Source organism: Pontibacillus litoralis JSM 072002, from assembly GCF_000775615.1.
GTDB classification, from domain to species: domain Bacteria; phylum Bacillota; class Bacilli; order Bacillales; family BH030062; genus Pontibacillus; species Pontibacillus litoralis.
On record NZ_AVPG01000001.1, the window covers coordinates 131011 to 156468 of the forward strand.

Annotated in this window: 25 protein-coding genes and 6 tRNA genes; 6 read left to right on the plus strand and 25 right to left on the minus strand. The window is 37.2% G+C overall.

Annotation, left to right across the window (positions count from 1 at the left end):
* Positions 1-95: 95 nt before the first annotated feature.
* The 7 genes from N784_RS00665 to N784_RS00695 form a co-directional block, all read right to left on the minus strand.
* Positions 96-168 (minus strand) — tRNA-Phe (locus N784_RS00665).
* Between the two features lie 24 nt (positions 169-192).
* Positions 193-285: transfer RNA gene (locus N784_RS00670), tRNA-Ser, on the minus strand.
* A 15-nt stretch (positions 286-300) separates the two neighbouring features.
* A tRNA-Ile gene (locus N784_RS00675) sits at positions 301-377 on the minus strand.
* Between the two features lie 6 nt (positions 378-383).
* Positions 384-459: transfer RNA gene (locus N784_RS00680), tRNA-His, on the minus strand.
* Between the two features lie 33 nt (positions 460-492).
* Positions 493-569 (minus strand) — tRNA-Met (locus tag N784_RS00685).
* Positions 570-575: 6 nt separating this feature from the next.
* Positions 576-650, minus strand: a tRNA-Asn gene (locus tag N784_RS00690).
* A gap of 300 nt (positions 651-950) precedes the next feature.
* Positions 951-2564, minus strand: coding sequence for a Na/Pi cotransporter family protein (locus tag N784_RS00695; RefSeq protein WP_036831659.1), 1614 nt, complete (start codon positions 2562-2564; stop codon positions 951-953).
* Between the two features lie 255 nt (positions 2565-2819).
* Here N784_RS00695 and N784_RS00700 point away from each other — a divergent pair, with 255 nt between their 5' ends.
* A complete protein-coding gene (locus tag N784_RS00700; RefSeq protein WP_036830957.1) occupies positions 2820-3305 on the plus strand; it encodes a DUF1189 family protein in 486 nt (161 codons plus the stop codon).
* A 110-nt stretch (positions 3306-3415) separates the two neighbouring features.
* Here the strand turns inward: N784_RS00700 and N784_RS00705 are convergent, their stop codons facing one another.
* Complete coding sequence (locus tag N784_RS00705) at positions 3416-5164, minus strand: methyl-accepting chemotaxis protein (protein WP_036830960.1); 1749 nt, start codon at positions 5162-5164, stop codon at positions 3416-3418.
* 85 nt (positions 5165-5249) lie between these two features.
* Entirely contained in the window at positions 5250-5882 is a 633-nt protein-coding gene (locus N784_RS00710; protein ID WP_036830961.1) for an NfeD family protein, read from the minus strand.
* A 124-nt stretch (positions 5883-6006) separates the two neighbouring features.
* Here N784_RS00710 and N784_RS00715 point away from each other — a divergent pair, with 124 nt between their 5' ends.
* Positions 6007-6375: a hypothetical protein gene (locus N784_RS00715; RefSeq protein WP_036830963.1), complete on the plus strand. Its 369-nt coding sequence runs from the start codon at positions 6007-6009 to the stop codon at positions 6373-6375.
* Positions 6376-6495: 120 nt separating this feature from the next.
* Positions 6496-7587: a flavodoxin-dependent (E)-4-hydroxy-3-methylbut-2-enyl-diphosphate synthase gene (ispG, locus tag N784_RS00720; protein ID WP_408633500.1), complete on the plus strand. Its 1092-nt coding sequence runs from the start codon at positions 6496-6498 to the stop codon at positions 7585-7587.
* A 56-nt stretch (positions 7588-7643) separates the two neighbouring features.
* On the opposite strand, the gene N784_RS00725 is transcribed toward ispG, so the two are convergent.
* Positions 7644-8057 (minus strand): DUF4190 domain-containing protein, encoded by a 414-nt coding sequence (locus N784_RS00725; RefSeq protein ID WP_036830966.1) that lies wholly within the window; start codon positions 8055-8057, stop codon positions 7644-7646.
* A gap of 178 nt (positions 8058-8235) precedes the next feature.
* Here N784_RS00725 and N784_RS00730 point away from each other — a divergent pair, with 178 nt between their 5' ends.
* Positions 8236-8517 (plus strand): DUF2624 family protein, encoded by a 282-nt coding sequence (locus tag N784_RS00730; protein ID WP_036830968.1) that lies wholly within the window; start codon positions 8236-8238, stop codon positions 8515-8517.
* A gap of 103 nt (positions 8518-8620) precedes the next feature.
* Positions 8621-9523, plus strand: coding sequence for a deoxyribonuclease IV (locus N784_RS00735; protein WP_036830970.1), 903 nt, complete (start codon positions 8621-8623; stop codon positions 9521-9523).
* Between the two features lie 120 nt (positions 9524-9643).
* On the opposite strand, the gene N784_RS00740 is transcribed toward N784_RS00735, so the two are convergent.
* Positions 9644-10963 (minus strand): DEAD/DEAH box helicase, encoded by a 1320-nt coding sequence (locus N784_RS00740; RefSeq protein WP_036830972.1) that lies wholly within the window; start codon positions 10961-10963, stop codon positions 9644-9646.
* Between the two features lie 181 nt (positions 10964-11144).
* Here N784_RS00740 and N784_RS00745 point away from each other — a divergent pair, with 181 nt between their 5' ends.
* Positions 11145-12092, plus strand: coding sequence for a 4-hydroxy-3-methylbut-2-enyl diphosphate reductase (locus tag N784_RS00745; RefSeq protein WP_036830980.1), 948 nt, complete (start codon positions 11145-11147; stop codon positions 12090-12092).
* A 53-nt stretch (positions 12093-12145) separates the two neighbouring features.
* Here N784_RS00745 and N784_RS00750 read toward each other — a convergent pair whose 3' ends face one another.
* The 14 genes from N784_RS00750 to N784_RS00810 form a co-directional block, all read right to left on the minus strand.
* Entirely contained in the window at positions 12146-13270 is a 1125-nt protein-coding gene (locus N784_RS00750; protein WP_036830982.1) for a Nif3-like dinuclear metal center hexameric protein, read from the minus strand.
* Complete coding sequence (locus N784_RS00755; protein WP_036830984.1) at positions 13260-13973, minus strand: tRNA (adenine(22)-N(1))-methyltransferase; 714 nt, start codon at positions 13971-13973, stop codon at positions 13260-13262. The genes N784_RS00750 and N784_RS00755 overlap by 11 nt, the downstream gene beginning before the upstream one ends.
* Before the next feature lie 99 nt (positions 13974-14072).
* Positions 14073-14441, minus strand: coding sequence for a cytochrome c550 (cccA, locus tag N784_RS00760; protein ID WP_036830986.1), 369 nt, complete (start codon positions 14439-14441; stop codon positions 14073-14075).
* A 95-nt stretch (positions 14442-14536) separates the two neighbouring features.
* The gene (locus N784_RS00765; protein WP_036830988.1) at positions 14537-15091 is read right to left on the minus strand and encodes a hypothetical protein; all 555 of its coding nucleotides are present in this window, start codon (positions 15089-15091) and stop codon (positions 14537-14539) included.
* A gap of 92 nt (positions 15092-15183) precedes the next feature.
* Positions 15184-16302 (minus strand): RNA polymerase sigma factor RpoD, encoded by a 1119-nt coding sequence (gene rpoD / locus N784_RS00770; protein ID WP_036830989.1) that lies wholly within the window; start codon positions 16300-16302, stop codon positions 15184-15186.
* 40 nt (positions 16303-16342) lie between these two features.
* Positions 16343-18148, minus strand: a complete 1806-nt coding sequence (dnaG, locus tag N784_RS00775) for a DNA primase (RefSeq protein WP_036830990.1) — start codon at positions 18146-18148, stop codon at positions 16343-16345.
* A 617-nt stretch (positions 18149-18765) separates the two neighbouring features.
* Positions 18766-19572, minus strand: coding sequence for a pyruvate, water dikinase regulatory protein (locus tag N784_RS00780; RefSeq protein WP_036830992.1), 807 nt, complete (start codon positions 19570-19572; stop codon positions 18766-18768).
* A gap of 23 nt (positions 19573-19595) precedes the next feature.
* Complete coding sequence (locus N784_RS00785) at positions 19596-20225, minus strand: helix-turn-helix transcriptional regulator (RefSeq protein ID WP_036830994.1); 630 nt, start codon at positions 20223-20225, stop codon at positions 19596-19598.
* Positions 20226-20396: 171 nt separating this feature from the next.
* Positions 20397-21146: a DNA repair protein RecO gene (gene recO, locus N784_RS00790; protein ID WP_036830996.1), complete on the minus strand. Its 750-nt coding sequence runs from the start codon at positions 21144-21146 to the stop codon at positions 20397-20399.
* A 19-nt stretch (positions 21147-21165) separates the two neighbouring features.
* Positions 21166-21324, minus strand: coding sequence for a YqzL family protein (locus N784_RS16145; RefSeq protein WP_332307831.1), 159 nt, complete (start codon positions 21322-21324; stop codon positions 21166-21168).
* Between the two features lie 92 nt (positions 21325-21416).
* Positions 21417-22322 carry a GTPase Era gene (gene era / locus N784_RS00795; protein WP_036830998.1) on the minus strand — a complete coding sequence of 302 codons (906 nt, stop codon included), beginning with the start codon at positions 22320-22322 and terminating at the stop codon, positions 21417-21419.
* A 146-nt stretch (positions 22323-22468) separates the two neighbouring features.
* Positions 22469-22840 carry a diacylglycerol kinase family protein gene (locus tag N784_RS00800; RefSeq protein ID WP_036831000.1) on the minus strand — a complete coding sequence of 124 codons (372 nt, stop codon included), beginning with the start codon at positions 22838-22840 and terminating at the stop codon, positions 22469-22471.
* Positions 22815-23282 carry an rRNA maturation RNase YbeY gene (gene ybeY / locus N784_RS00805; RefSeq protein WP_036831665.1) on the minus strand — a complete coding sequence of 156 codons (468 nt, stop codon included), beginning with the start codon at positions 23280-23282 and terminating at the stop codon, positions 22815-22817. The genes N784_RS00800 and ybeY overlap by 26 nt, the downstream gene beginning before the upstream one ends.
* A 2-nt stretch (positions 23283-23284) precedes the next feature.
* Entirely contained in the window at positions 23285-25420 is a 2136-nt protein-coding gene (locus tag N784_RS00810) for an HD family phosphohydrolase (RefSeq protein ID WP_036831005.1), read from the minus strand.
* Positions 25421-25458 lie beyond the last annotated feature (38 nt).

The window sequence follows — 25458 nt, forward strand, 5'->3', positions numbered from 1 at the left end:
ATAGAAAAATAAGCGTGATACCTTTTTTCCAATTTTCATGGAATGGTATCACGCTTATTTTTATTTACTGGGGTTTTGTCCCAGCCTCTTTTTGATGGCTCGGGACGGAATCGAACCGCCGACACACGGATTTTCAGTCCGTTGCTCTACCGACTGAGCTACCGAGCCATAATTATTATTCTGTTATAAAAGTGGCGGAGGAGGAGGGATTCGAACCCCCGCGGGGCGTTAACCCCCTGTCGGTTTTCAAGACCGATCCCTTCAGCCGGGCTTGGGTACTCCTCCGTATTAATAGTTAAATGGTGGACCCTGCAGGACTCGAACCTGCGACCGATCGGTTATGAGCCGATAGCTCTAACCAGCTGAGCTAAGGGTCCTTTTTATGGGGCGATTGATGGGGGTCGAACCCACGAATGCCGGAGCCACAATCCGGTGCGTTAACCACTTCGCCACAACCGCCATAAAAATTAATATGTATCATGTATAAAATAATGGTAGCGGCGGAGGGAGTCGAACCCACGACCTCACGGGTATGAACCGTACGCTCTCGCCAGCTGAGCTACGCCGCCATCATTTGGCTCCAACGGCAGGATTCGAACCTGCGACCGATCGGTTAACAGCCGATAGCTCTACCACTGAGCTACGTTGGAATAATTTAAAGACAAATAATATTCTATCATAATCTTTGTGTTAAATCAACCTTTTTTTATAAAGTTTCTTTTTTGACGACAAATACTATAATAACACATAGTGAAATTCTAGTCAATATTTTTTCTCAAAAAAGAAGCAACAGGAATAATATATCACTTTTATCACAAATGTTCAATATAAATATTAAAAAAACACTTTTATTTTTCGTAACTTTTCATGCTACTACTAATCGTTCATCCAAACTAAATTTATATATTAACCTCCTAGCACCATAAATGTGTACTAGGAGGTTAATTTTATTAAGGCTTATCTTGGCTCAGTACTTCTCCTGCAATGTTTACAGCGTGATCACCAATGCGCTCTAAATTGCTTAATATATCTACAAACACTATTCCAGAAGGACCTGAACATACCCCTTCATTCATACGTAAGATATGTTTTTTACGGAAAGATCGTTCATATTGATCAATTTGTTTCTCTTTTTGAACAACAGATAGTGCTTCTTCTCGATCCATATTATCTAATGCTTTCATTGCTTGTTTCACAGTAATTAATGTCAAATTAAACATATCATTCAGATCTTCACGAGCCTGTTCTGTTAGTTCCATTTTATTCGTCAATTTATAATCAATAAGTTCGATTATGTTCTCGAAATGGTCCCCTATACGCTCGACATCTCGAACAGAATCCATTAGTGCTGAGTGTTTGGCACTTTCAGCATCAGACAAAGAAGTACCTGATATGGTTACGAGGTAATCAGTTATTTTACGATCTAAATTGTTTAAAGCTTCTTCAAATTGCATTGCCAAATCAGCATGTTTACGCAAATCACTATTTAAGTAATGACTCGTTTCTTCTAATCCTCGATAAGCAAATTCTCCCATTCTCATCACTTCTTTCTTCGCTTGTCCTAGCGCTAAAGATGGTGATTGTTCAATGAAGATTGGGTCTAAATGCTTTGGTTTATGATCAACAGCCATATCTTCCCCAGGAATTAATTTCGTAACTATATACGCTAATACCCCTATAAATGGTAGCTGTATGAGAGCATTAGAGATGTTAAAAATACCATGCGCAAATGCAATCGTCATTGGTTCATTTAACGACAGAACCGCTTGCATATATACGATTAATGGAACATACAGGTTTAAGATTAGCAAAAACACAACGGTACCAACGACATTAAAAATAACATGAGCAAATGCAGCTCGTTTAGCTGCAACGCTTGCACCTATTGCTGCTAATACTGCTGTAATCGTTGTCCCAACATTATCTCCAAACAAAACAGGTAGTGCAGCTTCTATCGTAATGGCTCCTTGTTCATATAGCCCTTGCAGTATTCCGATAGTTGCACTAGAACTTTGAACAATGACAGTAAATAGTGTACCAATCACAACACCTAAAAGAGGCGTATCACTCATACTTACCGTTAAGTCTTGGAATGATTCTAGTGTTCTTAAAGGTTTCATACCGTTACTCATTAAATCTAGTCCATAGAATAACGCACCAAAACCAAACAATGCTTGGCCTATGTAAGTGATTTTATTGCTCTTAAAGAAAAATATCAAAAGTGCACCTATTGCTAAAATTGGTAGAGCGTATTCCTTAATTTCAATCCCTATAATGAAAGCTGTTACGGTTGTACCAATATTTGCACCCATAATGACTCCGATTGCTTGTCGCAACGTCATAAATCCTGCATTTACAAGTCCAACAGTGAGGACTGTAGTTCCAGAACTACTTTGAATTAAAATTGTCACAAGTATTCCTGCAAGTACTCCCATTACCGGATTAGTGGTAAAACGGTCTAAAATATCACGAAGACGATCACCTGCTGAACGTTGTAATCCGTCCCCCATATATTTGAGCCCGAACAGGAAAATACCTAAACCACCGACAAATTGAAAAACCATTTCTTGCACATTTATTCCTTCCAATGGTTATGCTCCCCTCATCCAAGTTTTTTGTCTTTTTGTGTAGAATCTTAAAACCCTTATCCATTATTAATTATATCTAAAGAATTTGTAAAGACATTTCTCGTATTTACTAATAAATTTACATTATCTTAACATTTCTCTTCATTTTCGTTGGTGTTTTAAGTAATTCATTGCGTTTTTGAAAATAAATCAGCTAATATAGAATAGATACTACTATATAGGTGGATGATGATGAGAAGATTACCGTACTATAAACAATTTATGTATAGTTTCTATTCTATTAAGCGTGTTTCAGCTTTTCGATTGATGCCGATTGGTAAAGTAATTACTTATTTGTTTTTACTCATGGCGCTTAGCTTCTTGCCAAATGTTATCAGTGCTATGTTAGGCAATAATCCTAGTGGTGACTTGACATCGTTACCAATACCTTTACCTATTTCATATGCTCTCGTTTATCTGTTTGCTACTGGTTATAAATTTGTTGAAGTATCCATCTTAGCCGTATTGGGGTTAATGTTTGCGAAAATGTTACATAAGCCATTAACCTACATTCATACATGGATTTTAGCAACTTACGCGACGACCGCCCCAACATTGATATTATCGATTCTAGATTCGATAACTACCCTATCTTCAAATGTTGCTAGTCTACTTTGGTTTGTTGCTGCAACTTATTTATATTTCATTATAAGAGCAATCCCAAGTCCTAAGAAATAACAGTATCCTCTAGTATGAGCTAAATAACGCTCGTTATGTATTATGTGCGTCACCGGATTTTGCCCGAAATGTACTGACATAGAAAAAGACTGCGTCGATGCAGTCTTTTTCTACTCATTATTTGTTAGTTCTGATAACTGTTGCGATAAAATTACTAATTGCTTCCTCACTTCATCCGTTTCATTCAATTGCTTTTTTTGTTCTTGAGCTTTGTCAAATAATTGTTTAGTAGAAGCTAACGTTCGTTGTATGACTTCATGGAATTGAGTAAATGCATATTCCATTTTAGGTATCATTTGTCCCGCATTCTCGATTTCTTCTTTTGATTGATTCAAATTATCATTAAATATATAAATGGTAGAAGCTAATTGATCAAATGAGCTTTTCGATGATTGAGCATGATGCAATTGTTCTGTTAGTTCGTGATACATGTGATGAAATTCTTCGGATAAGTAATGACTAATTTGTAGCGTATGATTCATTTTCACATTAATGTCTAACGCGGCTTCCTTTGAATTATCTGCTAAATTTCGAACCTCACTTGCAACAACCGCAAAGCCTTTCCCATTTTCTCCTGCACGTGCCGCTTCAATGGTTGCATTTAAAGCGAGCAGCTTCGTTCGTTCAGCAATATCTTGAATCATTTGACCCGCTTGATCAATATTGACTGTATTTTGTTCTAACTCTTGGATTTTAGCAGTCATTTCTTTAAACCCTTGATAGTATGTTTCTAATGCATTCATAATAGAAGAAACGCTTTCATTGCCATCTTTAACAGATTGATTCATTTCCTCTTGCTTTTTGTACATATATGCAAAAGAATCCATTAGTTGTTTCAAGAAAAATTTCTGTTCTTCAAAGATTCCGTTCTGCTCATTATACGTTGTCTCGGCATCTTTCGCTCCATCAATAACGTTATGCATCTCTTGCTTCATTTCATTTTGATAATCTCCCAGTTTATCTGAGGATACTGCTAATTCTTTACTAGTCGTAGTCAATTGATTCGTTGCCTCTTTAATATTAGCTAGCATATGTATGATTTGATCCATTAAATCTTGATAACTTTTCGCCAATGATTTAATTTCAGGTATCGAAGTGTTAACCGAAGATGCATCTTCAAAATGACCATGCCGCGCATTCTTCATAATTCGACGCAATTCCATTAAAGGCTTGAACATTCGCTTAATAAGGAAATACACTAGAAAAATAATTAATACGAAACTTAGCGTACCCATTGTTAAAAAATATTTTGCTAATTGATTGGCGGTACTTAAAAATTCACTTGCTGGTACCCCAATGACGTAAATCCCTTTGTATTCTTGAATCGCTGCGTATGAAAACAAATATTGCTCTCCATTCCACATGCCCATCGTCGTACCGTCTTCTTCGCTAGTAATGATTGCGATTAAATCTTGACTGATTGTTTGATCCATCATCTTTTGTTCAGGTAATGAAACCATTTCCTGATCATTTTTAATTAAAAATGTTGATGCTGAATAACCGTCATAGTTTAATTCCGTTATTTGCGCATTGACGACCTCTGACATTTGTTCTTCAAATAAGTCGTTCTCTCCTACAAACGCATATTGCAATCGTTCTGATACATCTTTCATCATATACAATTCTCTTTCTAGTCGATCTTGAACTAAATCGAGTTGTGCATTTTTTGCTTTTAAATACGACAAACTCCCCATTGCGATGATAGAAATAAGGAACAACAATCCGACCATGACAGATAATCGCAATGTAAATGAACCTGAAAAACGATGATGACTTTTCTTAGCACCACGAAAAAAACGGAAAAACAACCGTACTTTAGAAAGAGGATTACTATTCGATTTCCGTTTGTAAGAAAACAAAAAAACACCCCATTACTTATGCATGATTTAGTACTATTATAGTGCATAATTGTTAACTGGGTGTTAATTTATACTTCTTTCTATCTTATTTGCCAATCTTTTTTACTAAGATTTTAGTACCATCTACCGATTCCACTACAATGGACTCCCCTTTTTGGATCCATTGTCCATTTGAAATAGCACTATATTCATTACCATCTATACGGATCGTTCCAACAGGTCTTAAATCTGTAAATGTTGTGCCTTCTTTACCGACTAAGTGCTGATACGATTCATTCATGGAATTATATCCTTCCTCAGATGTTAACTGGTCTCGCAATGCTATTTTTGACCACATCTTCCTTCTAGGAAACACTTTTAGAAATAAAAATGATCCTAGCGCACCAAAAATAACACCACTGATACCATAAAGACCTGTCACCCAATCTTCAGCAGCAATTCCAACAGTAAACAACATCGTAACGGCTCCTATGGTGGTTAGTGTACCGTCATTTAATAATTTCCCATCAATTAAAATAAGTAGTAGGCTAACTACATACAATGTAATCATAATAACGAACATGGAAGGTGAAACGCTTGACAAAAAATAGAACGAAATAAAAGCTAATCCTAAAATTCCAAATAGTCCTCTCATATTGACAAGGAGTTCCCCAAATAAAAACAGCGTCCCTAATCCCGTAATAAGTAAAGCAAGATAAGATGCATCCAGTGCAAACATATCCCTCACCTCTTTCTTTAATAAAGCCATTAATATACATACGATTCACCAACAAGTATTGTTTCAAGAAAAGCAGGAAAATTCATTTTTTGTGTGAATACATATTAGAGAGGAGGGTATACATATGAATCCTACACTAAAAAAAATGATAACGTTTCTCGTTGTATTTCTCTTTATAGCTAGTATAACAAATGATTTAACAACTGGTACATTTCCAGACTCCTCTCCTAAGCAAGATAAGGAGAACTCTAGTACTCCACATGCGAAGAGCCAAGCATTCGATAAAAATACTTCATCTTCTGAACGATATGATGTAATGAAGCATGAGGTAAACGCAGGGCAAACTGTTTTATCCATCATAGAACAAATAAACCACCCTAATCTCTCTGTTACCTATGAACAAATGCTTGAAGATTTCCGCACCTTAAACAAAGATCAAGATCCCCATCAAATCCAAGTAAATGAAGTTTACTTTTTTCCGGTGTATCGATAGAATAAAAATGATATGTAAAAATAATGCTCGTTACTTCATATTTTTTCATCGTACCTTTATAATATATATGGTGATTATAATAGAAAACGCATTATCGCAATTGTAAAAGGAGCGATTAAATTGAGTATGACACATCGTAAAGATACACGTCCCGTTAAAGTTGGCGACCTAGTCATCGGGGGCAGTAATAAAGTTGTTGTACAATCGATGACAACAACGAAAACACATGACGTAGAGGCAACAGTAAAAGAAATTCATCGTCTAGAAGAAGCAGGTTGCCAAATTGTTCGTGTTGCATGTCCAGACGAACGAGCAGCTGATGCGATTGCAGAAATTAAACGTCAAATTAATATTCCACTAGTTGTCGATATACATTTTGACTATAAGATGGCGCTAAAAGCTATTGAAGGTGGCGCAGACAAGATTCGTATCAACCCTGGTAATATAGGTAAACGACGCAAAGTCGAGGCAGTTGTAAATGCTGCGAAAGAGAAAGGAATTCCTATTCGAATCGGTGTAAATGCTGGTTCACTAGAGCGTCACTTATTGGAGAAATACGGTTACCCAACAGCTGATGCGATGGTAGAAAGCGCTCTTCACCACATTAAAATATTAGAAGACCTTAATTTCCATGACATTATCGTTTCGTTAAAAGCATCAGATGTTAAGTTAGCTATTGAAGCATATGAAAAAGCTTCTGAGGTGATTTCTTACCCACTACACCTTGGTATTACCGAAGCTGGTACACAGTTTGCTGGCACTGTTAAAAGCGCTGCTGGTTTAGGTGCTATTTTAAGTAAAGGAATTGGAAGTACTTTACGCGTTTCCTTAAGTGCGGATCCCGTCGAAGAAGTGAAAGTTGCCCGTGAATTATTAAAGACTTTCGGATTAGCAGATAACGCTGCAACGCTTATTTCTTGTCCAACTTGTGGTCGAATTGAAATTGACTTAATATCGATTGCTAACGAGGTGGAAGAATACATTCAAACCATTAAAGCGCCTATCAAAGTAGCGGTATTAGGTTGTGCTGTAAACGGCCCTGGAGAAGCGAGAGAAGCAGATATTGGTATCGCCGGGGCACGCGGTGAAGGATTGCTATTCAGACACGGAGAAATCATTCGTAAAGTGCCAGAAGAAACAATGGTAGAAGAATTGAAAAAAGAAGTAGACAAAATTGCAGAAGAATATTTAGCGAACAAAGCAAATAGCTAAACAAAAGATAACACGTCCTAGGGTTACGAACCTGGACGTGTTTTTGTATTTCTTCTTTATACAAATGGGGCAAAGAATAAAGATAACACAATGGAAACAATACCAACAAAAATAGCAACATTCCCTAATGTGTCTGCACCTCTTCGTTTCGAAATGAAACCAAGAATGATCCCTGCTGCCCCCATAACTACTGGTAAAACGAAGAACGAAACAATCGATACCACTAAAGCGACCCAGCCAAATCCGGTTTGAACATCGCTTTCCATTGATGTTTCTCTTTCGCTTGACTCCATCGGTTCACGTACAATATTTCGTTCTATGGCAGCTTCTTGGGCAAACTCTACATCATCAGTACCAGCATATAACTGGGTGTCGTCTTGATTTTGCCCACCTTCTAACTGACTTACTTTTTCATTCCCGTATTTAGGAGCATCTTCTATTTGTTCATCGTGATTGAAACGATTATCCACTAAGGATTCCTCCTTTATAAAGAGATGCACGTTTAGTATGTGATGAAAGACTAGTGATTATCACGGTGTTTTTTACCACATTGCACAATTAAGTCCAGCAACACTTCCCCATTTATGCACAAACTATGCAGAATGCACATAAGATTGCATATAAACTTATGTGAAAGGAATGATTGGCATGAAGAGGATGATTAAACAAGTCATTTATCAAAAAATGAAAAGCATTACACCAGGTGAATTGCTATCGCTTAGTAATGAGTACAATATTGATTTAACCATGGAACAAGCCAAACAAATTGCAGCGTATTTACATCAAACAGAATTAAATCCATTAGAAGAAAAAGATCGCATGCAAGCTTTAAAAAAATTAGCGCAAATTACTAACCCTAAAACGGCCCAGAAAGCTTACCGTATATTCCAACAAATTATACAAGATAAAGGACTGTCTCATTGGTTTTAACCCCAGGCTATACGCTGGGTTAACCTTATTAGTTGACCTTCTTCGCAAATTTTCTTATAGTATGATAAGCATACATTAAAGGGAGTAAAAAGGAGTGTACAACTTGATAACTTTAGGATCACACGTTTCCATGAGCGGTAAGAAAATGCTTGAAGGAGCAAGTGAAGAAGCCGTATCCTATGGAGCAAATACATTTATGATTTATACTGGTGCACCGCAAAACACGAGACGCAAACCAATAGAGGATTTAAATATAGCTGCTGGATTAGCACACATGGACAAGCATCAAATTGAAGAAATCATTGTCCATTCCGCCTATATTATTAATATAGGCAACACAATAAAGCCCCATGTATTTGAACTGGGCGTTGATTTCCTTACGAATGAAATCGAGCGTGTTGAAGCAATTGAAAAGGCGAAGCAAATCGTTTTACACCCTGGCTCTCACGTGAGTCAAGGAGAAGAAGTTGGCCTACAACAAATCATTAAAGGTTTAAATGAAGTATTTGCAAATAAACCGAACACGCCATGTCAAATTGCACTTGAAACTATGGCAGGCAAAGGTAGTGAATTAGGAAAAACTTTCGAAGAGCTAGCAACGATTATAGATGGTGTCACAGATAACGAGAAGTTGTCTGTCTGTCTGGACACGTGCCACGTTCATGATGCCGGCTATGATATTGTTCACGACCTTGATGGCGTATTGAATCATTTTGATAAAACAATCGGGCTCGATCGCCTTAAAGTACTTCATATTAACGATAGTAAAAATGAACGAGGAGCGAGAAAAGACCGCCATGAAAATATTGGGTATGGCTATATCGGCTTTGACACATTAAACGCTATAGTTCATCATCCACAATTGCAACACATTCCGAAAGTGTTAGAAACACCTTACGTCGGTGAGGACAAAAAGAACAAAAAACCTCCGTACCAATTTGAAATTGATAACTTTCACAACCAAACATTTACTGATTGGCGCTCTGAAATGCTGCTACGTGTATAATTCGTAAGCATGAGGCTAGAACACATTATGAAGAACAATAAAACCGAACTATCAAGAATCTCTAAATGAGAGTTCTAAATAATAGTTCGGCTTTTTATTGGCTGAAAACCTTTTGCTCTGTTATTTTCTTCCTTTATAATTTTTACGTTTCATTTTCTTCTTAATGGACTCTGCTTGCTTATTCATTTTCTTTTTATAACCTGGCTTAACCTTTTTTGGTTTACGAACTTGCTTCCATGCTTCTTTATCTAATTCACTTTCGGGACGCTTACGACTAGATCGTTCGTTCCAATCTTTCAAAGGGATAAAATGACCGTTTTTGATATCACATTGTTCAAAAGGTAAACCTTTTTTCTCTAACCTGGCAATGAGCTGTTCATCTTCATCTGTGTAAAGATTGATTGCTGTTCCTTCTAATCCAGCACGAGCTGTTCTGCCGACTCGATGAATATAAAATTCTTCTTCCTTAGGTAAATCTGCGTTTATAACATGACTGACACCTGGAATATCTATACCACGAGCAGCTAAATCCGTAGCAACAATGTATTGGTAACGAAGGCTTTTAATATCCTTTAACATCCGTTTTCGCTCACGTGGCGTTAATCCTCCGTGCAAAATGCCAGCTTCTAACCCTTTACTATTTAATTCTTGATGCAATTCATCAGCTCGTTCTTTACGATTGGCGAAGATGATAGCTAAATAAGGCTTAATGATATGAGAGACTTGAATGATCATATCTGCTTTCTTACGATGACGAAGTGGAATAAGCTTATGTTCCATTTTTTCTGGGGAAGGCTTATTCTCATCCGCAACGATAAAGGTTGGATTCTCTAAATACTTTTTCAAAAATGGACGTAGCTTGTCTGGAATCGTTGCTGAGAAAACGAGTAACTGCACTTGTTGGTCCATTCTTACTAAAATTTGATCAACCTCTTGTATAAAGCCTAAATCTAACATCAGATCCGCTTCGTCAACGACAAAAGATTTGGCCGTATGACCGTCTAGAGCTCCTTCTTTCATTAAGTCTAATATACGACCAGGTGTTCCAATCACAATCTGGGGTTGTTCTTTTAGTTTATCGATGGTTTTCTGCTTGTCTGTACCGCCTATCATGAGCATCGCTTTCCAGTCTTTTTCTTTGCCTGAAAATTGCACCATTTTACGGACTTCCTCATGAATTTGAATCGCTAACTCCCGAGTAGGGGCTGTAACAATAACTTGTACTTCTTTCTTTGCTTCATCAATTTTATTGAATAATGGGATTAAATAAGAATGGGTTTTTCCTGATCCAGTGTGGGCTTGTCCAATTAAACTTTCTCCTCGTAATACTGCTGGAATTACTTTACGTTGAATTGGCGTTGGCTGATGAAACTGTAATTTTGAAATAATATTCTGTGTCACTTGCGAAAGGGCAAATGATTGAAAGCTATATTTTGCCATAGTACTTACTCCTTTATTTTGCATATCGCTAATACATTATAGTAAAGATTGTCTCATTAATCTATCTTTCCCGTTATTTTTAACTACATGTTTTGTATTATATCGTATTTCCCTATATAATAGGTTAGAGAAACGTTTATCTCAACTAAAACTCGAGGATATAGAGAGAGGGGACCAATAAATGGAAGTCATTAAAATTGCTCCTAGAGGGTATTGTTATGGTGTAGTCGATGCAATGGTCATCGCTCGGAATGCCTCTAAGGATCCTAACTTACCTCGCCCATTATATATATTAGGTATGATTGTTCATAACCGTCATGTAACCGAGGCTTTCGAAAGCGAAGGTGTAATAACGTTAGATGGCAAAAACAGACTAGACTTGTTAGAAGATATTGAGGAAGGCACTGTCATTTTTACAGCTCACGGCGTTTCTCCTGAAGTTAAGAAACGCGCAGAAGATAAAGGGTTAACTGTGTTAGATGCTACCTGCCCTGATGTTACAAGCACACACACTTTAATTCGCGAAATGACCAATAAAGGATATGAAATTGTATATATTGGAAAGAAAGGACACCCTGAGCCTGAAGGTGCTGTTGGTGTCGCACCAGATCACGTTCATCTCATTCAAACCGAAGAGGACATTGAACAATTAAACATTACATCCGAAAAAATATTAGTAACTAACCAAACAACGATGAGCCAATGGGATGTATATGATATTATGCAACTGGTAAAAGAGAAATATCCACAAACAGAAATCCATCAAGAAATTTGTATGGCAACACAAGTACGACAAGAAGCTGTGGCAGAACAAGCAGGGGAGGCTGACTTAACATTAGTCGTTGGTGACCCTCGCAGTAACAACTCTTGCCGATTACAACAAGTTTCTGAAGAAAAAGCAGGCACGAAAGCATATCGAATAGCTGATGTGTCAGAAATTAAACTAGAATGGCTAGACGGTGTGAAAACAGTTGCCATTACAGCTGGTGCCTCTACACCCACTCCTTTAGTAAAAGAAGTAATTAAATTTATTGAAAACTATGATCCGAGCGATGAAGCAACATGGGATCTTACATCCAAAGTGGAACAACGTAAAATACTACCGAAAGTAAAAACGAAAAAAGCATAATAAATAATTGAAAAAGCAGGTGTCCTCCATAAAGACACCTGCTTTTCTATCTCCTATAAAAACTGAAATGGTTCCGTATTTGCTTCCGATACGATGACTTCCGTTTTCACATTGTTTTCGTTACATGCTTGTTGCAAATAATCATGGACGACTTGTTTCATCACTTTCTCCACGTGATGGCCTGGGTCAATGACATTTAACCCTATTCCCATTGCATCATGTGCAACATGAAAGTATAAATCCCCTGTAATCAACACGTCTGCTCCTGCTCGCTTTGCATGGTGGATATATTTATTACCGTCTCCTCCAAGCACCGCTATGCGTTCTACTTTCTTATCTAAATCACCAACAACGCGTAATGCAGGCACATCGTAAGACATTTTCACATGCTGCGCGAAATCACGTAGTGTCATTGGCTGCTTCAGTCTTCCAATTCGACCGAGCCCTTTCTTCGCCCCTTTATTTTCTAAAGGATATATATCATATGCCACTTCTTCATACGGATGCGCTTGTTCCATCGTTTTTAACACAGAAGAAAGCAGTTGTTTAGGAACAATGGTTTCTAACTTCACTTCTTCTACTTGCTCTAATTCACCTTGCATGCCAATATACGGATTCGTACCTTCTTGTGGCTTAAAACAACCTGTCCCTGTTGTATGGAATGTACAATGACTATAATCCCCTATGTGACCCGCTCCAGCATTGCCTAACGCTTCTCTAAGCTCATCAGCATGGGAAACTGGAACATAAACAGCTAACTTGTACAGCTTCTCTTCTTTTGTTTGTACAAGAATTTCTTCAGGTTGCACGCCTAGCGCTTCACAAAGTGCATCATTGACACCACCTTCTGCCACATCCAAATTCGTATGAGCCGCATAAACGGTAATATCGTGCTTAATTAACTTTTGAACAATCCGCCCTTTTTCTGTATCTGGATTTACTTGTGTTAACGGACGGAACAATAAAGGATGATGGGCAATAATTAAATCAACTTCTTTTTCAATCGCTTCATCTACCACATTTTCTAATACATCTAATGTTATCATAACCTTATGCACTTTTTTATTTAACGTACCGACATGCAAACCAATAGGGTCCTTATCCATCGCTAAATGCTTTGGAGACAGTTGTTCGAACCATTGAATAATGTTTTGTCCAGTTGCTACTTTATGCTTCACCTTGAATAGCCTCCTCTATCCAGTTTAATTGCTGCTCGAACCGCTTCAATTTCCCTTCATCGATTTGATCTGCTTGTTGTATAGACCTTATTACGCGCCGCAGTTTCATCGCCTCCGCTTCCCATTTTCGAATAAAAGCTTTCGAGCGTTGCTTCATAAGAAATGGACCTAAATACATCTCTTTGTCCTTCTCTGCTTCTGTATAGGGCTGATCAGCTCCTTGTCTATCTGCTACTAATATTTCATAAAAGTGCCCATCTTCTTCGACAATCTCTTCCGCTACTAATACATAATCGTTATGTACAAACCATTCCCTTAAGGCGATGGCATTAATATTAGGCTGGACAATTAAGCGTGACACTCGTTCTAATTTATGCTTTCCCGCTTCTAAAATGCTAGCAATAAGTGTTGCTCCCATACCTGCTATCGTTAGTTGCTCTACTTCATTTTCCTTAATGACTTGTAGGCCATCTCCTTTTCGTACATCAATGCGTGCTTGCAATCCTTGTTGTTGTACTTCGTGAATGGCTGATTGATAAGGACCCTCATTCACTTCTCCAGCTATTGCACGTGCTCTAGTATCCTGCAAACAAACATAACAAGGCAAGTAAGCATGATCCGAGCCAATATCAGCAAACTGGGCACTGTTCGGTAAATAAGAAGCTACTACTTGCAATCGTTTTGATAAGTGTAAACTATTCATTTCATATCACCACTTTACTTTTGTTTCTACTATTGTACTTGATAAACACTCCATAAAAAAAGTCTTCCCTTTCTTTCTCAGGAAGACTTTACGAGACGTTTATTGTTCTGATAACCATTTGGATACAGAGTCTTTTTCTTCACCACTAATTAAACCTGGTGGCATCGTGCCTTGACCGTTTTGAATAACGTTAGCAATGTCTTCTTCAGAAAGCTTGCTACCAACACCTTTTAAGGGAGGGCCTGCTCCACCGGAAAGATCGCTACCGTGACAAGAAGCACAGTTTTGTTGAAAGATTTCTTCAGGATCGCCGCTTGATGCGCCCTCTTCCTGTTGCTGCTCTCCACCATTTTCTTTTGCCTCTTCCGCTTTCTCCGCTTGGTTTAAAGCGACAAATGAAACAATAATCATCATTGTAATTCCTATTACCGCTATCATTACGTATGGTATGACTGGGTTTCGTTTCATGCCATTTTCCTCCTTATGTAATCCCCTTAATTGTCTAAAAATATAAAAAGACAAACTACTATTATTTTACTTGAAAACGCTGCATTAGAAAAGACTTAAACGATTGAAAAGTTAAAAAAGATATTAGCCACCCATAAAGTAAGGCCAATGATTCCTGAAACTTTTAAATATACGAGTTGTTTCGTGTATCCGATGTAAATCCACAAAGCACAATTCAATACAACCATACCTTGTACAAGCCAAAATGTAAAGGGCAACAAACTTGCTCCATAAACCGTTAGCAACAGTAAAATTAGAAAAAAGACAAGATAAGCTGCATGGATATAAATAGAAGTTTTATTTTTATAATAAAAAATACAAGCAAATGCTACACACAAAAAAATGGTTATAATCCCCATTTGCATTAAGGAATGGAGATTAGTAAAATATATGACAAGAAATGATACCGGTACCAAAAGAATGATTAGAGCAACGAAAAGAGATTGCCATATAGATGAAGAAGTCCTTGATGATGGAGAATAATCTTCCTCTGATGCTTCTCCTTCTGTATAAAGGGCTAACAAAAAGTTACAATACTCTTCTGGTAACAGATGATTCGATTTCCAATAATGTATTTCGTCTATAATTATATTTTTTCGATTACGGTCCATCCATTCACCTCAACGAAAAAGCGATTTAGCCTATTATAAAGTGTCAGCCATTAAATGATTGATTTTACTCCATTTAATGACTGCACTTATCCTTAATCTAAAAAGTCTTTCAATCGCTTACTTCGACTTGGATGACGTAATTTACGAAGAGCTTTCGCTTCTATTTGGCGAATACGTTCTCTCGTTACACCAAATACTTTACCAACTTCTTCCAAAGTACGTGTTCGCCCATCATCTAAACCAAAGCGTAGTCGTAATACATTCTCTTCTCGATCAGTTAATGTGTCTAGCACATCTTCTAACTGTTCTTTCAATAGTTCATAAGCCGCATGATCAGATGGCGAAGTAGCTTCTTGATCTTCAATAAAATCACCTAGATGAGAATCGTCCTCTTCCCCTATTGGTGTTTCTAGGGATACAGGCTCTTGAGCAATTTTAAGAATTTCACGGACTTTCTCTGGTGTTAATTCCATATCCTCTGCAATTTCTTCCGGTGTTGGCTCACGTCCAAGGTCTTGTAGTAATTGGCGTTGTACACGAATTAATTTGTTAATCGTTTCAACCATGTGTACGGGAATACGTATGGTTCTAGCCTGATCGGCAATTGCACGAGTGATTGCTTGGCGAATCCACCAAGTCGCATACGTACTAAATTTGTACCCTTTACGATAATCGAATTTCTCTACTGCTTTAATTAGACCCATGTTACCTTCTTGAATTAAATCCAAAAATAGCATTCCACGGCCAACATAACGCTTCGCAATACTTACAACGAGACGTAAGTTTGCTTCTGCAAGACGACGCTTCGCTTCCTCGTCACCTTCTTCAATTCGTTGAGCTAAATTTATTTCTTCTTCTGCGGACAATAAATCCACACGACCGATTTCTTTTAAATACATTCGCACAGGGTCATTAATTTTCACTCCTGGGGGAACACTTAAATCGTTTAAATCAAATTCTTCTTCTTTATTAAGTTGTTGCACACTCGGGTCTGCTTCTGAGTCTCCAACAACTTCAATTCCTTGATCACCTAGAAATTCATAAAATTCGTCCATTGCTTCAGAGTCTAATTCATAATTCGATAAACGCTCCGCTACTTCTTCATATGCTAAAATTCCGCGTTTTTTCCCTAACTCAAGCACCTGTTCTTTTGCCTGTTCTAGGGTTAGCTCATTTTCAGTTGATTTAGAATTAGATGGCTTCTGTGCCATGAGTCCCCCTCCTTCTAAACTTCCTTCTTAAATATTTTTTTCATCGATACGCTTTGTTCATTTCTATTATTTGCATTGCAATTTGCGCTGCACGGATATGATCTTGTCGTCTCTCTGCTTCTCTTTGTTCTGCTTGTAAGGAAGAAATTGATTCTTGCTTCTTCTTCTGCTGGATGCTAGTGATATAATCTTGAATTTCTTCATCACTTATATCTTGTTGCAATTTCAACATAGCTATTTCCGATACGAGGTTTTGAATACTTAAGTCAGGTATTTGTTCAATGAAATGACTTGGATTAGCGGAATGTCCCTCTTCATAAAAGGCGTATAAATACGTAACAATTACTTGATGCTCTGCAAGGTTAAACGCCCCGCCAAGCTGCTCTTGCACTTTATCCGCTATGGCATCGTTCAACATCATATGATGAATTAAATGACGCTCAGCGTTGTGAAAAGCTGGCAGAAGCTTTGCTTTCTTTTGCATTGGCTTTTTATTAATAGTATAGGTATTGTGTACGTTATTATCCTTCCCAAACCCTTGCTTTTTTCTCCGGTCTATGATTTCTTTCTCTAATGACTCATAAGAAAGGTCATGCTCCGTTGCTAATTCCTTGATGTAGAACTCTCGCTCAAGCGGTTTATCCATCTTAGAGATTTCATCTAATACCTTTTCGATATAAGCTAATTGATCTCCTTCATTGTTTAAGTTATATCCACGCTTGAAGTATTGCATGATAAAACCCATATATGTGGCACTCGCATCTAGCACTTCTTTCCGAAAAGCCTCCCCACTATATGTTCGTATATAATCATCAGGATCAAGGCCATCCTTCATGGAAGCGACTCTTACTTCACAACCCGATTTCTTTAAGAGTTGGGACGCTTTAAATGAAGCTTCTATACCAGCATCATCGGAATCATAACAAATAATTACACGTTCGACATAACGACGTATTAACTTGGCTTGATTATCTGTAATAGCAGTACCTAGCGTTGCAATCCCATGCTTTATACCCGCTTGATAAGCTGCAATAACATCCATTTGTCCTTCAAACAAAACAACTTCTCCTAGCTTTCTAATCTCTGATCGAGCTAAGTCGAAGTTGTACAAGAGCTTCCCCTTTTGGAACAAATCAGTTTCAGGACTGTTTAAATATTTAGGATCCTTCCCATTTATACTTCGTCCTGCAAATGCAACTGTTTTCCCTTGGTGGTTACGTATAGGAAAAATTACCCTTCCTCGAAAACGATCATGATACAGACCATTTTCGCTATAAGAAAGTAAACCACCTTTCACCATGGATTGTGGGTGAAATCCTTTGTTCTCCAAAAATTTCTTCGTGAAATCATTAGAGTTAGGCGCAAACCCTAACTGAAATGTATCAATGATTTCTTCCGTTACCCCTCGTTTTAGTAAAAGCTCGTAACCATCCTTCCCTTCTTTTGTGTGCCGGAGCAAATGATGGTATAATTTAGTTAACCAATTATGAGCTTCTAACACATTTTGCAATTCTGGATTTGTTGTTGAGCCATTTTGTTGACTTGCCACATCTGGTAGCTGATGACCACTTTTCTCTCCCAACAAACGAACAGACTCTTGGAAGGAAAGCCCTTCAATTTCACGAATAAATGTAAAAACATTACCACCTTTTCCACAACCAAAACAATGAAAAATTTGTTTATCTGGAGAAACAGAAAAAGAAGGTGTCTTCTCATTATGAAAAGGACATAATCCAAAATAGTTGCGGCTCTTCTTCGTTAGTTGAACATATTGACCGACGACATCAACAATATCATTGGCATTTCTAATGTCTTCAACTACCTGTTCTGGAATACGAGTTGACATACCTATCACCATGTTTTTTAGTTTATTCTATTATGAAAGACTAAATTCCTGCATGTTTCGACAATTTTCATTCTTTTTGTTTTGCCGAACATTTGAGAGAAAGAATCCAGCACCCTTGACGACACATAAGTAATTTGTCATCAAGGCATCTTTAAAAAAAGAATATGATATGAATATTCCCTATCCGCCTGGAACAATAAACATTCTATAAACCATCCTTCTTTCACTTCTAAGTCTATTCCCACGAATAGAATCGACGAAATGTGTCAGATTTAGAGATATACTCTACACATAACATTCTACATCGCATAACGGATTCCTTCTTCTCATTACAAGTTTAAACTTTCTGATAACTACTATTTACCTACAAAACGAAATAGTTCTGTAATCTACAGCATAACTTGAACTATAAACATTTTTTCACAAAATATAATTATAATACAAAAAAGTGCAAATTACCATGATTTTTTTGATTTAATCCGTACAAAATACGTCTTTGACTTACAAATAATTGAACAATTTTAATACATTCGCTCGGAAATTCAATTACATGCAGCAATGTTGAAATTGATATCACACAAAAAGAGAAACACAGGTAAAGGACACCTGTGCTTTCGCTATTTTTTCTTTCGTTTCAAACTTAAAATGGTGTTAGCTGTTTCTTCTACCGCTTTATTCGATACATCAATTACTTCACAATTAATGCGATTTACGATTTGATGAAAGTGATTTAACTCTTGTTTAATCCGTTCCATTTTCGCATAAGTCGCCTGATCATCTAATCCAAGTGCTTTAAGACGTTCTTTACGAATATCATTTAGTTTTTCGGCGCTAATTTTCAATCCGATACATTTTTTCGGATCGACTGTGTACAGCTCCTCTGGTGGGTCTACCTCTGGAACAATGGGAACGTTAGCCACCTTCAAACGTTTATGAGCTAAATATTGAGAAAGAGGTGTTTTGGACGTTCGCGATACACCAATTAATACAATATCCGCTTTTAAAATACCTCTCGGATCACGACCATCATCATATTTAACCGCGAATTCGATAGCTTCTACGCGTTTAAAATAATCTTCATCTAATTTATGCACTAACCCTGGCTCAAGGCGAGGTTTTTTATTGTATAATTTCTCCATTTCGTCAATCATTGGACCGACGATATCAATAGCAGGCACGTTGTGTAGTGCTGCTTCTTTACTTAAATGCGCTCTTAAATCAGGCTTAACAATCGTAAAACCTATTAAAGCTCGATGCTCTTTCGCTTGCAGTACAGCTTCTGTTAGCATTTGCTTATCTTCAATATACGGAATTCGGTGTATTTCGAAATTGCTATTACTGAACTGGCTGATGGATGCTTTTACTACAAGCTCTGCTGTTTCTCCAACAGAATCGGATACTACATAGACGATTGGTTTGCTCATAACGATACCCCCTATTCTTCTCATTACAACCTTTGATCTCTTCCTAATTCAACTAGTGCTTTGGTTACGTTCGTTTTCGTAAGCCTACCAATAACTTCAAATCCTGATTCAACCTCTTTCACTACTGGCAATGCATCAATTTGTCGTTCAATTAATGACTGAGCAGCTTCTAATAATAAATCGTCTTTATAACACATTGTAACATTTGGCATACGAGTCATGATAATATGTACGGGAATTTCGCGTAAATCTTGTTTACCAATACTTGCTCTTAATAAATCTTTCCGAGAAAGCACGCCGGATAAATTCGCATCGTTATTTACAACGAATAACGTCCCGATATCTTCAAGAAACATGGTGCAAATTGCATCGTAAACAGACACATCTTCATTCACTACAACAGGAATGGATTGAAAGTCATGCACAGTAAATTGTTTTAATTTCTCCGTCAACAGCTCTGAACCTGTTTTTCCTGTATAAAAATATCCAACTCGGGGCCTTGCGTCTAGAAATCCAGCCATCGTTAAAATCGCCAAATCGGGCCTTAATGTTGCTCTAGTTAAACTTAAACGATCAGCGATACTTTCCCCTGTAATCGGCCCATTCTCTTTTACTATATCGATAATTTGATGCTGACGTTTCGTTAGATCCATATGTTAAACACCCTCACTATATGTGACATACTAGTTGAAAATATTATATACTATTTAAGGCATGAATGAAAGCATGATAGCATACTATAGAAATGCGTGCTCAACTAGTCTAAAAAGAAAAAGCCCCAGCCCTTCTCATTTAATAAGAACGAAAAGGGCCGGAAACATCGTCTACTTTCCTTTGAGCAAATCTAACTGACTTAAAAATTTTTTTGACTTCATTTCATATCCACCATATTGGTCATAATACACATCTAACAACATTCGAATCCGCTGTTTATTTTGCGGCTTCACTTGTATGTTACCAACTCTTGTTACATCTAGTAACAAACACATTCGTAACAACTTGAGTATGGTGTCTGTTAATGATTGGGCCTCAGGATCATGATACTTGCATACTGGGCATAGAATACCACCTTCTAAAACAGAGAAAGCAAATGGTCCATTTACACGTCCACAATGGACACATTGCATCAATTGTGGTGCAAATCCGCCCTTTTTGTACATCTTTAATTCGTACATGTATAGCAATATATCGAGATCTTTATCTTCAGACATGAATTTCAATGTTTGCAGTAATTGTTCAAATAAGAATGGATCTCGTTCATTTTGTTCCGTTAACTTATTGGTCAATTCTGAGACATAAGAAGCGTAAGCAGACTTTTCAATATCTTCTCGAATAGGACGAAAGGATTGTACAATTTCTCCTTGATGAAGCGTCCCCATATTAGACCCAATTTGTATCAAATAATTCCCATATACAAATGGTTGTGTAATAGCTATCATTTTACTTTTCGGCTTTTTTGCACCTCGAGCCATCACAGCTATTTTCCCTTTTTCTCTTGAAAATAAGGTAACAATTTTGTGCGTTTCCCCGTAATTGTTTGTACGAATAACGATCCCTTCGACCTTTTCTAGCACATTCAGTTCACCCTTTAACTCATGATAACGGGTTGTCAATCTCAGCGAATTGGTCATTCAGGTCTAGATACATTGGATCCTTTGATGTTGTCTCCATTTCCTTCAATAACAAGTAGGTTTCAATGTTCCCTGTTTGACTAAAGACCTTCCAAGTAAAGTCGATCACAAGAAACCACACCTTTCTATATAATCGTAAGTTTATATGAAAACACCCTTAACCCTAGTTTTGCCGACTGTCCCATTACTATGTTACTTAATATTTACCATACCTTAATACTCTTCATTACTATAGCCGAAATCTTGTAGTTGATTAGCTCGATTTCGCCAGTCTTTTTGCACTTTTACCCATAACTCTAAATAAATCTTCGTTCCTAACAACACTTCAATATCTTTACGTGCTCGCTGACCAATTTCTTTCAACATTTTTCCTTGTTTCCCGATTATAATACCTTTTTGACTTGGTCGTTCTGTCACAATCGTAGCTTGTACATAGACTTTGTTCGTATCTTCTCTAGGTCCAATGGAGTCGATGACGACAGCAATCGAATGCGGAATTTCTTCCCGGGTAAGATGAAGCACTTTCTCCCTTATTAATTCACCAATGACGAAACGTTCAGGGTGATCGGTAACTTGATCTTCAGGATAATATTGTGGACCTTCTGGCATTTGTGCTGTCATCGTTTGTAACAAATGATCAACATTATTCCCTTCTAAAGCAGATATAGGAACAACTTCATCAAATTGATATTTCTTACGATAATCATCAATGATTGGAAGAAGTTCATCAGGGTGGACTTGATCGATTTTATTAATTACTAAATATACCGGTTGATTGACATTTTGCAACATATTAATAATAAATTCATCTCCACGACCAAATCCCTCTTCAGCATTAACCATAAATAAAATAAGGTCAACTTCATTAAGACTTTGTGTAGCTGTATTTACCATGAAATTCCCTAGCTTGTGCTTTGGTTTATGGATTCCTGGTGTATCAATGAATATTAATTGTGCGTTATCGGTCGTATAAACACCTTGTATTTTATTGCGAGTTGTTTGTGCTTTATCACTCATAATAGCAATTTTCTGTCCTAGTACTCGGTTCATAAACGTTGATTTTCCAACATTCGGCCGACCGATGATGGCGATAAATCCTGATTTATAGCTTTCTGACATGTTGTATCCTCCATAAGTTAGATTGCTTTGTTCTCTTTATTTTACTACAAATCGTTTCTCATTTCATGTAATCGACAAAAGCAGTTTGTATTAGCACTGTTTCTTGTCATTCGACAGAAAAAAAGAACCCTAGCACTTTACTAGGGTTACATCAATTTAGGAAGAAATAGAAAACACCCAATAACAACCGCTGCAATGGCTGTTACTAACACTGCTCCAGCTGCAATATCTTTAATTTCCCCAATAACCGGGTGCCTTTCTAAAGAAAGATAATCCATTACTCGTTCAATCGCAGAATTCACCATTTCCACTGTCATGACCAAAGCAATTGTTAAAACGAGTATGCACCATTCTATTGCACGAAGCTGTAAGTAAACCCCCATTAATATTGCAGAAAATGCGAAAAGGAGATGTATTCGAAAGTTACGTTCTGTTTTTATTACCGCAATCATTCCTTGAATAGCGTAAGTAAAACCTATACCTTTTTTCGGCTTACTTTCTTTCGAGTCCGAATTCATAAAGAATTTCCTCTTGTCGTGTAAACATTTCTTTCTCCTCGTCTTCTGTTATGTGATCATATCCTAGTAGATGCAGAAATCCATGTAATGCCAAAAATCCCAATTCTCTATCTAAGGAATGCTCGTATTCTTTTGCTTGCTCTTTAGCACGATCTACCGAAATAACAATATCGCCTAACAGAACGGGAAGCTCTTCACCAATAATCGGTATTTCTCCTTCTTCTTGTTCCTGCATAGCGAAGGAAATAACATCTGTCGGTTCATCTTTTTGACGGTAATTGCGATTAATGATTTGAATTTCTTTATTATCAACAAATGTGACAGACGTCTCAGCTTCTTTTGCAATACCTTCTTGCTCTGCAGCAAATTGTAAGATGCGATTAATAAGGTTTACATAGTCCTCACTTACTGAATTGGTTTCATCATGAAAATCAATCTGAATCATTAGTTAGCCTCCTTAATTGTCTTCATACTATCTGGATATTGAATTCTTGAATGGAAAATTCCTTTTAGTGTTTCACATATGGTAATTTGAACATGCTTTAAATCTTCTAATGTCAAGGAGCACTCATTTAGCTGACCATCCAATAGGCGATCGGTAATGATCGAGTTTACCAATTGCTCTATGTCTTCAGGCGTCGGATGGTCTAATGATCGAACAGCTGCCTCTACAGAATCACATATACAAACAACTGCCGCTTCTCTCGTTTGAGGTTTAGGCCCTGGATAACGAAATGTATCTTCAGAAACAGATTCGTCCTTTTCCTTCGCCTGATAATAAAAATACTTTAATAGCGTCGTACCATGATGTTGTTCAGCAATATCAATAATTTGTTGTGGCATATGATGTTTTCTAAGCACCCTAGCCCCTGCATATGGATGTTCAATAATCATTTCCGCACTCTGTTCTGGTGTTAACAACTCATGTGGATTTTGAGCACCCATTTGATTTTCGATAAAGTATAGCGGGTTATACGTTTTACCTAAATCATGATAATAAGCCCCTACTCTGGCAATTAATCCGTTCGCTCCAATCGATTCACAAGCTGCTTCACTTAAATTTGCAACCATCACACTATGATGATACGTACCTGGTGTTTCTGTTAATATTTTCCTCAACAACGGGTGATTTGGATTTGCTAAAGTAATTAATTTAGAATCTGACAATATGCCAAAACCTGTTTCAAAGAAAGGTAACAAGCCAAATGTTAATACAGATGCCAAGAAAGCCGATGTAATCGCGAACAGTATTTGTAGCCACAAAGCAGGTGTAGGAATTAACTCATAGGATAGAAACACGAGCATCACAACGAGCGTTACGTTCACTACAGTTACACCAAGACCCGCTTTCAAGATGTACGTTCGATCTTTCGAATTAGCTAAAAATAGCACAGCAAAAATTGTAGAGAATAGCACGTATATACCTGCTTCTAAATTTAGTGTTCCTGGTATTTGTTGATTAAAAAATACTGTAGCAAAAACCGCAGAAACAACCGATACTACTATAGCCATTCGTTCATCGATAAGAATCTTTAACAAGAAAGCAGAAGCGCCCAGTGGAACTGCAAAATAAACTTTAGCCCAGTCATCTTGAAACAAACTTCCGAACTTCATGAATACAAAAGACATCGTACATATAATAACGATGGCATATATAACACCAGCATGTAATTTCCTTTCACGATGTAATACGTACATTTCATATGCAATAATCGCCATGCTTAATAAAATGATTATACTTAGACCAATATACCGGTACATATTGCTCTTATTATCTAATAAGCCAACTAACTCTATTTGATGGAACACATCACTAGTAATACGTTCCCCTTCAGATACGAGCACTTGTCCTTGGCGAATCATAACAGGTTCCACTTCATTTGCCGCTTTATTCTTCGCTTGACTTGTCTTGGAGGCATCTAAAAAATTATTCTCCACAATCGCAAATGCTGCAATTTCATTGATGGCCTTTTGAAACTTGTCATCAAAGCTTGGTAAATGAAGCTGCTCTTGAATATTTTCTGTAGTTTCTTCTATTTCCGAAGCTTCTACGCCGGTCTCCATGACATCAGTAACTTCTTTAACTAATAATTCTTTCGCAAGATCCCGTTGCTCCTTTGTTGCTTTCAATAATTGTTCAAAAACGTCTGTATCTAGCGACGATGTAATGTCATCCGCTAACATCTTGTCTAACTGTTTGACTAGTTCTTCCGTCGAATCAGGCTTTACATCATCATTCTTTTCCTTTTCCTCTATTGTATTTACTGCCTTAAAAATATCCTCAATATAAGTTAACTGTTTCGCTAGTTTACTCTCATCAATCGTATAAATATTATCAACCGATTGGAAAGCTTGACTTTTCTTCTCATCCGTTTGTTGCTTGTCCTCAATCGTAATTGGAGACAGAATTGTTTCGTCTGCGATTTCAAATTGTTCAATATCATAGATTTTCGCTCGAACATTCGTAAAGGTTAATAGAAACAGTACAATCGCTAACATCAATAACGCCACTAATGCATGTATTCGTTTCTTGTTAAACCATTGAACAGATTTGATCCGTTGGTACAAGTTATTTAACATGAGTTCACCTCATTATTCTCTCAACATGCAGAAATAAG